The following is an 11253-nucleotide window of genomic DNA, read 5'->3' as shown; positions in this document are numbered from 1 at the left end:
CTGTGTTGAACAGTGCACCCTGCGCTGTGGTAACGTCGTCCATTGGAAGGCCTTCTTTGTGTCCGAAAGTGCTGTGTCGTAACACCTTTCTAACACATCGAGGGCCTTCTTCTCTTTTGGCTCATGAATAATCCAGGCTAGTGTCCTGTCCCGTAAGTTCGTTGTAGAAGTCGCACGGGCGTTTTGTTGCTAGGCGCGGCGGGCGGGCGAGCGTGGCAGGCCCCACGGGTGGAGGAGCAACGTGCCTAGGGGAAAAAGTACCCGCGAATTCTTCAACGAACTTACGGGACAGGACACTAGAGACGCCCAGCGCGCGCCCACGATGTTGGGAACCACTTGCCAAAGGTGTGTTGGAGAGCGAATGCGCTTCCATTAGCTACATAGGTGCCGCTCAGGTGAGGTGTGGTGCGGCTTGCGTGAGGTGTCCGAAGTGGACCTGGGATGGCTCCCCGGGACGGGCTCGAACCGCCGACCTAGTGATTAACAGTCCCAAAGCTAGCGGAAAGCCTCGGTTACCCACGGCACCGGACGGTAACAAGATCAGCGCTTTGTGCGCGGTGAAAGTGCCCACAGGTGCCCTCAGTTGCCATCCCGTTTCACACGAACTGTGATGAAAGTGTGATACGCGCGGCCTACTCCGCGCGGACAACGGAGAACACCCATGAGCAACACCACCGAAGACTACGTCATCCGGCTTTCGCCGGAAGCCGTCGAAGACATCCGCGCTCGCCTGCGGGCCGCGACCGAGGCCATCACCCAAATCGACATGATGCTGAAAGCTGCCGAGGATGGCGTGGCGGTCAGTCGCCTTGCCAAGCAACGCATGGAGGAAGCTGGGCTGGGAGGTGATGAGAAATGAGCGCATCACCTAAGACGGACACTCCTGACGTTACCAACGGCGCCGGCGCGGTGATGACCTACGCCGAAGCTGCCGACTTGACCGTGAGTGAGATCGCTCGCGACGGGATTGCGATCGTGCGTGATGAGCGCGAGAAGAGCCTGGTTGAGTTCATGCGCGGCGATCGAAGCTACGACCTAACCTCACAGCAGGCTGAGGAGCGTAAGCAAGAGGAATCGCTTGAGGAGATGGGCAGGCTGACCCGCAGAGCCCGGAAGCTCACCTTCGCACTGACCGCCCTGATGGAGACGAGCGCCGTCGTCGCGGTTGTCGAGCAGACAGGCCTCGGTAGCCAGGTGGCCGATGCTATCGGCTACCGTCGCAGTCTGAACGATCAGCTGATGAGCGATCTAGCGCCGGTACTGGCCGAAGTGGCGGACTCCTACAGCGGCCGCATTTCGGACACGCTCAACGACCTCGAAAAGCTCATAAAGTCGGAGGGCGCTAGCGATGAGCAGTGATCCGATCCCGACTGATCCGGCCGCGCGCAAAGCTCAGTATGACGCCCGCATGCAAGCCATCACCGATGAGGTGCAGGCGCTGGGCGAGCTGGGGCTGCAGGTGAAGCAGGACGAAGAGCAGCGCGAGCTAATTGAGGCCCTAGACGTGCTAGATGAGCGAAAGCGTCGGCGCGCACTGGAGTGTATTCGCAGCGGGGACTTCATGAGACCTCGGCTGATTCGCGAGGAGCCACCCTCTACCCTCGAAGAGGTGCTCGCGGGACTGAACCACCACGCCCACCGGATCTCCCAAGCACTGGAGACAATCAAGCTCCACATGGACCACGACGAAGGGGTGGGGCCGCACAGCATTGCGATCAGCCACGAGGTGGCGTATCGCAGCGCGGGTGAGGTGTTCGAGCTACACGACGCGCTTGCTGCGATCGTAAGGGCACAGGAGGGAACCGATGCGCAGTGAGATACGCCTCCCCGGCACCTACGACAGCTACCTGCGGTCGCCGCACTGGCAGACAACCCGGCGAATCGCCCTGGTGGACGCCTTCCACCGCTGCCGGGTGTGCAACTCGGACGAGCGGCTAGAGGTGCACCACCGGACGTATGAGCGGCTTGGGCGGGAGCATCCGTCAGACCTGACGGTGTTGTGTCGGGAGTGCCATGAGCTGTTTCACGAGCGTCGCAGGGCAGTGACCCGGCAATTGCGGCTTCTCCATTGACCAGCGGAATTGGGCTCGGCCTACCAGCCGAGCCCTCTCCAAGTAACACAGGCGATTGACGTCTCCTCATCTGTAGCGTACTCTCGGCACTCTTACAAAGTGTGACGGTTAACTTAGCCATGAAACTCCCCTCTGCGACGCAGCAACGTATTCTCGAGTTGCTATGTGGCGAGCCGAACGGCTTGTACGGTTTAGAGTTAGTGCGTGCTTCCGAGGCCGATGACGGGCCGAGGCTCAAGCGTGGCACCGTGTACGTGCTGCTTGATCGGCTTGCTGAAAGCAATTGGGTGAGGTCTCGCGAAGAGCGTGGACCAGCAGCCGCTGGCGGCCTTCCTCGTCAGCGATTTTCAATCACTGGGGAGGGCAGGCGAGCGCTTGAAGCGCGTCAGGTCGCCTCGGCAGTGCTTCAGGGGGAAAGGGGATGAACGAGGATAAAGATCCCAAACAAATCTCCTACGAAGAGCTTATCCAAAGTCTCGAGGAGGATGCTACGTGGGAGGTGCGGCAATCAGGTATCGAAGCCCGTAGGATTTACCTTGGCAAGTACTTCAAGCTCAGTTCCCTCGACGGTAGGACAATCGCGAGGGGGAGAAAGATCATTTCAGGTGGTGACGCTAAAGGCCTCGATACCCGGCGCGTTGCCATTCCGCCGGGCCACCGCGCTTTAAGCTTGCTAGAGACCTTTCTGGGAAAGCGGAACGTCGAACGCATCTTTAGAGATATCATTTGTGACATGCGCGAGGAGTACCTCGATGCGCTGGGGCGACGGAAGGTATGGGAAGCACGACTCTCTATTACTCGCGGCTACTTCTCGCTCGCATCCGCGCTCGGGCTATGGAGTGCTGGGAAGGCGCTTCGCTCACTTATCGGCGATTGGTTTACCAAACGCGGTGATTAGTCCGGCGCTCCCCGCTGCGCCAGCGCCTCTAGGCTGTAGTTCTGCTGCTGCAGGTAAGGGTGCTGACCACCGGGGACCGGCCCCAGGTTGAGCCGAGCTCGCGCCTCGTCCGGTGCGAGCACGCCAGCCCCTACCGCCTTAGCCAGGCTCTCGATGTGGCTGGCCGTATCCATGCGGAAGAGTCCGTCGAGGTCGAGCTGCACGCGGTGATCCGCGGGCACGCGTAGCCCGTCTGCGAGAGAGGCCTCGTAGTCCTCGATGAGAGACTGCAGGCACTGCGTGTAGTACTGCACGCTCAGCGCATTCACGTTGTTGTAGGTAGGCTGCGGCCCCACGCCGACCATGTGAGCGGGCACGTGGAACGTTGAGCAGACTGTCTCCGCTGACCACCGCAGGTGCTCGATAGCTTGGGCATCGACGGCTGACATTCGCATCGGCTCGAACTTCAAATCGTCGCTGACGACTGCGATTCGGCCCGCGTTGCCACCCGAGAAGTTCTCCTCCCACTGAGCTTTCAGATTTTCTGCGGTCTCCTTCGGGATCGGCCCGGGGGCCACAAGGATTCCCCCAGGTGCTGAGTTGTTGGCGAAGAAGCTCTTCGCGTTCGCCTCGAGGTTGAGACCTAGCCGCGACGCGGTGGCGCTGGCGTACAGCGGTGATAGGCCGACGAGGGGGTGAAACAGGCAGTTCCAGCGGTCGTGGATGATCTCTCGAGCCGGAACAGTGATGTCCTCAGGGAGCCCATCCAGACGACTCTGGGCGAGCTGGTAGAAGACCTCACCGCCGTCGGAGATCAGCGGCGTGACGCAATCGGGGCGAAGCAGGTTTAGCGCGACGACCCGGCCGCGGGAGTTGGATCGCTTCAGCGCGTAGGCGTTGCCGTGCAGCAGCTTCGACTCGATCCAGTGTTGCTGGAACCTGCTCGGTAGCTGGTACGGATTCGGGCGTGTCAGGGTCGGGTACTGGTCGGCCGATACCTCCTGCCAGATGCGGCCCTGGCGGGCCTGCAGCATCGGCCGCAGCTTGGCGATATCGGAGCTGATCAGGCTGACGCATGCGAACACCGCGCTGTGAGCCAGGACGGCGTCTGACGACGAATAGGCGGCATCGGCTTGCCACGCACCTGGTTGCCAATCGTGGATCGGAAACCAGCCGCGGCCGTCGTCAGCCGACTGCAGCGCCTTCTTCTTCCGCTTCTTGCCGAAGGGCCACACCTTAGGCAGCTGCGCCGTAGTTTGCGCCGGTGAGGTAGGCCACCGCGGAGGCGCGGCGCTTCGCGAAGTTGAGGCTGCGCACCACCTTAATCGCGGTCGACTCGGACTGGAACATGCTGACCATGTTGGCCGAGGCGGCGGTCGGCGCCTGGGTATCGCCCGTCGGGGCCGTGTCCATTTCGATCATCGCATCTCGACTCATCGAGACCTGGATGCCTCCGTCCCCGATCTTGTAGATGTCACTCGGCTTCAGGAGGATCATGCGGTCGGTCGCCACGTTGTCGCCCGTGACGACCCGGTCGCCAAGCAACATGCCACCGTCGGTGTTCAGCTCGGCGAACTCGAACTGATTGAGGTCGTTTGTCATCAGCGAGATGGCCTTCGCCAACACCGGCGGCATCACCAGGACCAGGCCGCTCGCGTTCTTGGCGGTGATGAATGGCGCGTACAGCGCCTTGATGTCGTTTCGCAACGCGTCGCCGTCGGTACCGGATGACGTGATCGCGGTCAGTCCGTTCAGGAGCCCGGCAGGGCTCACGTCGGTGACTTCTGCTACGTCGCTCAAGAACGTGTTGTCGATTCGCTGGGAGGCCGCCTCCACCAGGGCGTCGCGGACGAGGGCCTCGGCGGCCGGGCTCGAGTCGCGGAGCAGCTCGTTGGACACCACCGCCAGGGCGGCCGCCTTCAGGGGCTTCAGGGTAACGTCGTCGAAGTCCATGGCGGTGACCGGGATGGCCTTGGACTCGCCCACCCAGTACCCCGTGCCGGCGCCGTCCTGGCCCTTGATCGTGACGTTCGCTGGCACCTCGCGTAGCGGCAGCTGATTGAACACCGTCACCGAGTTCAGGTACTCGATGAAGTCTCCGGTGAACCGGTTGTTCGCCGTAACGAGCTCCGAGCCCCATTCGCCGGTGCCGGATCCCCCACCTTCGACCGCCGCCTTGACGTACTCGACGATCTGCGGGTCGGATCGTCCCCAGCGGGACTTGGCGATGCCGATGGGGGAGACGTTGTCCAGTTGGGCGGCCGCACGAGCGATCACCGCGCGGGTGAAGGACTGCCCGGCGAAGTGCTCGCCGCGGGTGCGATTCTTGATGACGGACGGTGCCGTGGCGGTTCGCATCTCTTCGTTCTCCAGGCCCTTCAGTCGGGCGTGAGTGGCTTCGAGGTTCTCGATCTCGTCCGTCAGCGTGTCGAACTCGACGATCTCGTCGCTATTGAATGAGCGCTCGCCTTCCGTGGAGCGCTGCACGAGCGCGTCGCGCTCTCGCCGCTTGGTCTCAAGCGTGTATTCCACGTCCTCGAGGTGGTCTCCGAGGTTCAGCATCTATGCCCCCTTTGGTGGGTCATTTTGGAACCGGGGCGCAATAGCCTCGCCACACAAACGGAGTATGTCTTCAGCCGAATAGACGGGCTCAAAGTCGGTGTAGAACGCCTCAAGCACGCGACGCATCGCGGCCTGCACTTCGCGGCCGTCAAGATCAGGGTAGCTTCCGATCAGGTTGTTCAGCGCGAGGGTGAATCTTTCAGCTTCGGTTCCCATTAGCTTCTATCCTAGCGGTACGTTGTGGCTGTGAAAATTGAGAGATGTAGCGCGTTGTCGCACGTTGTCACACTTCAGAAGTGCTCGGCGACCGAAGTCAGTCTGTAGAAGCGCCTGTTCGCCCGAACGATGAACTCGAACTGATTCGCTCCACGCTCGACCCGCTTCCTGAGGGTCGCTCGACTAACGTCGAGCAGCTCGGCCAAGTGTTTCTCGGCAAGATAGCCGCCAGGGGCGACAGGCAGGCCCAGTTTCGCTATCGCGTCGTCTAGGCGCGCTTGCCCCTCATCCGACAGCGGTCGACCGCAGTGAGGGCATGTCCTTTCGTTCAATCGCATCAGTCGAAGTACGTAGCGGCGATCTTGGCCTGCGTATCGTCTTCTGTTTCCTTGGGGTTGGGTTTGACGCGTACGCGAGCGGACGGGGTGAAGCCGAACTCAGCGAGCATCTTGCGAGCGTCATCCCAGAACTTTCGGACCAGATCGACCTCGACGCTTGGTCGCTGCGTCCCCTGCTTGGTTTCCTGCGTGTAGGCAGAGAACCCCACTTCCTGGACCCGTCTCCTCAGCTCCTCGGCCGCAGTGCGGTAGTGACCCCAGGCTTCGCAGTACTGCGCCAGCGCGGCCCTATCGATACGCGAGATCAACCCCAGCGCATGGAGCTCGGGTGTGATCTCGTGCCACTCCTCGAGGGCATACCCCTCCAGGAACGCTGGGGGGTCGGGAATCTCAACCGGCACCAGGTCCGTCTCAGTCTCCTGCTGATCCCTCGTGCGGGGCTTGGTGCCCTTGATTCGGTGGATGTTGGCCGGGAGCGGCTTCCGTCCTCGTGCGCCCATCAGCTGCCTCCTTGGACCTGGGATAGTTTTTTTTCGAAATTTGCATTTGTGAAAACGGAGGTTGGGGAGCGGTCTTCCAGACATCGCCGTTGGACTTTCGGAACACCCCCCTCCGGATGAGTCACGCAGCACCCGCAGTGGGAGAGGCCATGGGAGGCCGCCAGTCGACGAACCGCATCTGACGGGGATGCCAGGAGAGTTTGATGAGGCCCTCGCCGCCATGTCGGTTCTTAGCCACGCTGAGGTAGGCGGTGCCCGGGTCGTAGTCACCGTAAACGCTCGGGCGGTACAGGAACGAGACGACATCCGCCTCCGCCTCGAGCGTGCCGCTCTCAGCTAAATCAGACAGCCCAGGCATACGTCCCATCTCGTTGCCGTTCATCGGGCGGGTATCGATCGTGCGACTAACCTGGGCCAGCGCCAGCACTGCAATGTCGAGCTCTCGGGCCAGCGCCTTCAGACGCTGAGCGATCTCGCCAATTTCCAAGCGCTTCGCTTCTGTCACGGTGCCACGAACCCGCTGCAGATAATCGAGGATCACCACGCGTGCACCCTCGCGCTGGTGAGCTTCGCGGACGCTGGTCTCCACGTCCTCGATCGAGGGAGCAGGCCTATCGTCAATCGTGATTGGGAGCGTACCTAGCCGGCCTGCCGCGTCCCTCAGGGCCTCGTGATCGATGCCCCTACCTGTGCGGATGCTCGCGACGTTTACCCTGCGGTCCAGCAGCGCCATCGCACGTTGGGCCAGCTGAATACCAGACATCTCGGCGCTGACGATGAGCACCGGGGTTCCCTGCGTGGCCATGTGCACACCCAGCTGCACGCCGAGCGCCGTCTTCCCCATGCGAGGCCTCGCGGCCATGATCGTGAGATCTCCCGGATGCAGCCCTCCCGTTCCAGCATCGAACTTCGAAACGCCTGTGCTGATGCCTTGGCTCCCGCGGGTAGCGAGCACTACGGCCTGCAGCGCGGCATCTCCCAGAGGCTTGATTCGGTCTGCACGATGGGCCCGTGTGAGCCCCTCTAGACGCTTCCTGGCCAGGCGCGCATCGGCGCCATTCGCTAGGTCAGCTGCAATCTGACGGCATTCGCGCGCCTGCCACCCGGCGTGAACGATTGCGGCATACGCGGGCGCGTTGGTTGGTGGCGGTGCCGCCATCTGGCACTCCACGAGCGCGGCGAGGTGGATGCCACCAATGCGGTCGGCGACCGTGACCGCGTCGACGCCCACGCCGTCCCGCACCATCTCGCGGATGGCGTCCATGGCTGCGCCGTGATCGGGGTTCGCGAAGTGGTGGGCGGCCAGGTCACCCGGAGGCAGGCAGTGGGGATCCTGGAGGAGGGCGCCGACAACGGATGCCTCGGCTTCCCGGATCACTTCCGGTCTCGGGGGCTCAGTCATCGCCGAACTCCCCAGGCACGCGGTCGCCGTTTCCGTTCGTCAGTACCCGCTGAGCGGGGCGACGCGAGTCGCGCCGCCGCTTCCCTTCCTTACAGGTTCCATACGCGCGCACGTCGTTCACACTACGAGTGCACGAAGGTAACACTACGTCTTCTGTAGTGTGATCTGGGGTAACACTTGTAGTGTGAAGCACGGTCACACGTGCTCGCCCCTTGCGAAGGCCAGTTCGTGTGATTGCACCTGCCTTTTGGAGCGCGGTTTGGGCCTGGATTACGGCCCGACGACTCAGCCGAAGTTGGCTTTCGAGCGTGGTGTTGGATGGCCAGACTTCGAGGTCACCGTGTCCGCCGCTCGCGTAGGAAGCCATGGCGATAAGCACCAATTTCTGCGTCGCGGTCACCCCCTCGAAGTTGAGCGCCCAAGTCATGGCTGATCCCGACACTGGCGCGCAGCCTCCGCTGCCATGGCCGCTTCGAAATCGCGTCGGCGCTCCGAGCGTGCGGCATAGACCAAGACGCGCACCTCGTTGCGCTCGTGAGGTGACAGAGTCGCCACCGGGCGCGATGCGATGTGCGTCAGCCGTGTTGCGAGTGGGCCAGGACCGGCGGTCCTGGCCAGCAGTCGGCTAGCCGCGAAGAGCCGATCGGAAGCGGGCCGCCGGGTGCTTGCTAACGTGCGCGCTTGGCGCTCCAGCGTCGCGTAGAACGCCAGTTGGTCAGTGCGCGCCCGAAGGCAGCAACCATCGCCAGTGGCTTGGGCGGGGGAGCGTTCGCTCATTGCGGAACCGGTAGCGCGCGAGCATCGGCGCTCTGGCATCAGGCCGTTTCTCGCATCTCAGCCATGATGGCCATAAAGCGCGCCTCATCGATGAGGCGGCGGCCGTCGATCGTCACGACAGCCTCATACAGCTTCTTTCGCCGGCCATGACGTTCGGCCTCGTGCACGATGTGTCGCCAGGCCTTAGGAGAGGGCCACGGATGGTGGTCGCCGAACTGAGCGAGTGGGATATAGGTGGTTCTCGACATGGTTCCTCAAGGTCCGTGGTGTGCCTGAGGATGACTCTATCTGCTAGAGAGTGACTGGGTGAGAAACCGTCAAGATCGGCACAGTTAGGGCTACAGGTCGGTGCGTCTGAATCGAGGGCTGTCTGGCATCCCGAATTGGTACAGCTTAGTGAGTCGGCCGATAGCGGAATCGACTGCCATCGGGCTCCTAGTGTCCCAGGAGCGTGCACTTCCTCCGCGTGCGCTGCTGAATCGGTCAAGCTCCCACTCGGTGCGCAAGTCCTCGGCGGCGACTAGCGCGTCCTCCACCCAAGCTCCGATCGACACTAGGCAACTCAGCACACTTGAGGACTTCAGTTGACCTACTATCGGCCCCACTAGGTGTAACACGGGCTGAGTAGGGCGCCATACTCTAACGAGCCAGTTGTCGAGCTGTTGCTCTGACATTCCCTTGGCGCGAAGAATCTCCGTCGGCAGCATGTTGTGCTCAAGGCAATCAAGAAGCAGTTCGAAAGCATCCCAACGCTCAGTGAGCTTCTTGTCTAGCCTGGTTAGTGCGCGTTGCATAGTGCGGGCGGGGAGAAGGTTGCGGGTCTTGCTGAATTGGGGATTTCGAGTTCTGGAGTAGCGCCGGGCAAGTCCGCAAAGCATTGCCTTGATTGTGTGCTCCAAGGCGCCGGGCGTTGCTTCTGGGTCAGCCACAACCGCAATCAGCCAGCACGTTTTGACTTGATCCGAAGTAGACAATGCAGCCGAGAGGAAAGGAGTGGCTACGTGCACATGGGCAACGCGGTCACTCACAGCTTGAACTTCTCCGTCATGCGATCGATCACCGAACGAGAATGATCGGTGCTGAGGTGGCTGTAGCGCTTCACCATGGCCGTCGTCTTGTGGCCAAGGATCTTCGCTATCTCCAGCTCCGTAGCCCCGCTCATTGCGAGATAGGAGCCGGTGCAGTGCCGCAAGTCGTGCCAGCGGAAATCGTCGATTTCGGCTTCCTCGAGGGCAGCCTGAAACGGCTTGCGCTGGAGCCCATCGGTAGGTTTCAAGCCGTTTCGCGATGGGAACACGTAGTCGTCGGGGGCGATGAAGCGCGAGCTGCCGTGCCAGCTCTTGAGGGCGTCCAGGGCCTGACCCCGCAGCACTAGCGTGCGCGGTTCCTCGTTCTTGGTCGCCCCGCGGCGCAGCTGCGCTGTGCCTTCCTTCAGGTCCACATCGCGCCAGCGCAAACCGAGCACCTCCGCCTGGCGGCCGCCGGTGCACAGGGCGATGAGCACCGCCGGGTACAGCATCGGGTTCTTGCTCCGACGGCACGCTTCCAGGAACCGTGCGCGCTCGTCCTCTGACAAGTAGCGGTCCCGCCCCGGCGGCTCCTTCTCCTTGCGGACCTGGGACGCGGGGTTCGTTTCGAGTAGGTGCCAGTCCCGGTGGCATTTGGCCAGCAGCGCGGACCAAGCGGCCAGATGTCGGTTCACGCTGGCGGCTGATGGCTTGCGGCCCGAGCGCACCCCTTCGGTGCGGGCCAACTCATCGCGCAGTTCTGCCAGGCGGGCAGGGGTGAGCCGAGCTAGGGGTAGGGCACCGACACGCTCGACCAGCCACCCGATGTGTTTTCGTCGAGCTGCCGCCGACCGTAGCTTCGGCAGGGCTTCACTGAAATAGCGTTCTGCTGCTTGGGAGACGGTCCAGCGTTCGGCGTCCGAAGCAGCCGCATAGTGGCCCCGTCGGATCTGCTCCTCTCGACGGTAGGCCCATCGCGAGGCGTCGCGCTTGCTATCGAAGGTGGCTGACTGCGGCTTGACCCCGCTGAGCCGCACCACAGCTTGCCAGGTGACCTTGCCGGTGCGCTTGCTCTTGCACTTCCTGATGGTTGGCATGCCGAGAGAATATACAGCGCCCAGGGCAGTCTCGGGAACAGCCGGAAGTCGCAGGGTCCTTGACAGGCACTGCGATACGCATGTGATATGGGGCGGTGAACGGAAGGAGCTGAGAGGGCTTCGGTGAGCTAACTTCTTGTTTTTGTTGGCTCCCCGGGACGGGCTCGAACCGCCGACCTAGTGATTAACAGTCACCCGCTCTACCAACTGAGCTACCGGGGAATACCAGAGCTGCGAGAGAACCTCGCGAGCCGCGTAGTGTGGTGCGACGCACCCCAGAAGTCAAGGCTCCCAAGCCCTAGCCAGGGAGTGGGAAAACCGGTGTCGCGCCGGTGGCTCAGAGTCTATGTTCAGCGCCGGGGTATGGCGCCGCGAAGTGTGGTCCAGCGCACAGCCCGCGTGCCT

12 protein-coding genes and 1 tRNA gene are annotated in these 11253 nt (G+C 62.4%); 5 read left to right on the top strand and 8 right to left on the bottom strand.

The window, feature by feature from the left end; genetic code table 11:
* Positions 1–661 precede the first annotated feature (661 nt).
* The 5 genes from AAGA68_25125 to AAGA68_25105 all read left to right on the top strand — a co-directional run bounded on the left by AAGA68_25125 (position 662) and on the right by AAGA68_25105 (position 2970).
* A complete protein-coding gene (locus AAGA68_25125; GenBank protein MEM9388358.1) occupies positions 662–859 on the top strand; it encodes a hypothetical protein in 198 nt (65 codons plus the stop codon).
* Positions 856–1359: a hypothetical protein gene (locus tag AAGA68_25120; protein MEM9388357.1), complete on the top strand. Its 504-nt coding sequence runs from the start codon at positions 856–858 to the stop codon at positions 1357–1359. Before AAGA68_25125 ends, AAGA68_25120 begins: the two co-directional genes overlap by 4 nt.
* Positions 1349–1816 carry a hypothetical protein gene (locus tag AAGA68_25115; protein ID MEM9388356.1) on the top strand — a complete coding sequence of 156 codons (468 nt, stop codon included), beginning with the start codon at positions 1349–1351 and terminating at the stop codon, positions 1814–1816. Before AAGA68_25120 ends, AAGA68_25115 begins: the two co-directional genes overlap by 11 nt.
* A complete protein-coding gene (locus AAGA68_25110; GenBank protein MEM9388355.1) occupies positions 1806–2072 on the top strand; it encodes an HNH endonuclease in 267 nt (88 codons plus the stop codon). The genes AAGA68_25115 and AAGA68_25110 overlap by 11 nt, the downstream gene beginning before the upstream one ends.
* 421 nt (positions 2073–2493) lie before the next feature.
* Positions 2494–2970: a hypothetical protein gene (locus AAGA68_25105; GenBank protein MEM9388354.1), complete on the top strand. Its 477-nt coding sequence runs from the start codon at positions 2494–2496 to the stop codon at positions 2968–2970.
* Here AAGA68_25105 and AAGA68_25100 read toward each other — a convergent pair.
* From AAGA68_25100 to AAGA68_25065, 8 genes are all read right to left on the bottom strand, one after another.
* Positions 2967–4184 (bottom strand): phage portal protein, encoded by a 1218-nt coding sequence (locus AAGA68_25100; protein ID MEM9388353.1) that lies wholly within the window; start codon positions 4182–4184, stop codon positions 2967–2969. The genes AAGA68_25105 and AAGA68_25100 overlap by 4 nt on opposite strands.
* A gap of 1 nt (position 4185) precedes the next feature.
* The gene (locus AAGA68_25095; GenBank protein MEM9388352.1) at positions 4186–5511 is read right to left on the bottom strand and encodes a phage major capsid protein; all 1326 of its coding nucleotides are present in this window, start codon (positions 5509–5511) and stop codon (positions 4186–4188) included.
* A complete protein-coding gene (locus tag AAGA68_25090; protein MEM9388351.1) occupies positions 5512–5727 on the bottom strand; it encodes a hypothetical protein in 216 nt (71 codons plus the stop codon).
* Positions 5728–6064: 337 nt separating this feature from the next.
* The gene (locus tag AAGA68_25085) at positions 6065–6565 is read right to left on the bottom strand and encodes a phage terminase small subunit P27 family (GenBank protein ID MEM9388350.1); all 501 of its coding nucleotides are present in this window, start codon (positions 6563–6565) and stop codon (positions 6065–6067) included.
* 121 nt (positions 6566–6686) lie between these two features.
* Positions 6687–7967, bottom strand: a complete 1281-nt coding sequence (locus tag AAGA68_25080) for a DnaB-like helicase C-terminal domain-containing protein (GenBank protein ID MEM9388349.1) — start codon at positions 7965–7967, stop codon at positions 6687–6689.
* Between the two features lie 815 nt (positions 7968–8782).
* Positions 8783–8992, bottom strand: a complete 210-nt coding sequence (locus AAGA68_25075) for a hypothetical protein (GenBank protein MEM9388348.1) — start codon at positions 8990–8992, stop codon at positions 8783–8785.
* Between the two features lie 776 nt (positions 8993–9768).
* Complete coding sequence (locus tag AAGA68_25070; protein MEM9388347.1) at positions 9769–10848, bottom strand: site-specific integrase; 1080 nt, start codon at positions 10846–10848, stop codon at positions 9769–9771.
* Between the two features lie 146 nt (positions 10849–10994).
* Positions 10995–11070 (bottom strand) — tRNA-Asn (locus AAGA68_25065).
* Positions 11071–11253 lie beyond the last annotated feature (183 nt).

This window comes from Pseudomonadota bacterium, from assembly GCA_039193195.1.
Taxonomy (GTDB): Bacteria; Pseudomonadota; Gammaproteobacteria; order Steroidobacterales; family JBCBZW01; genus JBCBZW01.
Note: the sequence above shows the minus strand (reverse complement) of the source record. Positions and strands in the feature narration are given on the sequence as shown.

Excerpts from the sequence above, each read along its gene's own strand:
- AAGA68_25125 (MEM9388358.1), top strand. The coding sequence starts at position 662 with ATGAGCAACACCACCGAAGACTACGTCATCCGGCTTTCGCCGGAAGCC.
- AAGA68_25120 (MEM9388357.1), top strand. The coding sequence starts at position 856 with ATGAGCGCATCACCTAAGACGGACACTCCTGACGTTACCAACGGCGCC.
- AAGA68_25115 (MEM9388356.1), top strand. The coding sequence starts at position 1,349 with ATGAGCAGTGATCCGATCCCGACTGATCCGGCCGCGCGCAAAGCTCAG.
- AAGA68_25110 (MEM9388355.1), top strand. The coding sequence starts at position 1,806 with ATGCGCAGTGAGATACGCCTCCCCGGCACCTACGACAGCTACCTGCGG.
- AAGA68_25105 (MEM9388354.1), top strand. The coding sequence starts at position 2,494 with ATGAACGAGGATAAAGATCCCAAACAAATCTCCTACGAAGAGCTTATC.
- AAGA68_25095 (MEM9388352.1), bottom strand. The coding sequence starts at position 5,511 with ATGCTGAACCTCGGAGACCACCTCGAGGACGTGGAATACACGCTTGAG.
- AAGA68_25090 (MEM9388351.1), bottom strand. The coding sequence starts at position 5,727 with ATGGGAACCGAAGCTGAAAGATTCACCCTCGCGCTGAACAACCTGATC.
- AAGA68_25085 (MEM9388350.1), bottom strand. The coding sequence starts at position 6,565 with ATGGGCGCACGAGGACGGAAGCCGCTCCCGGCCAACATCCACCGAATC.
- AAGA68_25080 (MEM9388349.1), bottom strand. The coding sequence starts at position 7,967 with ATGACTGAGCCCCCGAGACCGGAAGTGATCCGGGAAGCCGAGGCATCC.
- AAGA68_25075 (MEM9388348.1), bottom strand. The coding sequence starts at position 8,992 with ATGTCGAGAACCACCTATATCCCACTCGCTCAGTTCGGCGACCACCAT.
- AAGA68_25070 (MEM9388347.1), bottom strand. The coding sequence starts at position 10,848 with ATGCCAACCATCAGGAAGTGCAAGAGCAAGCGCACCGGCAAGGTCACC.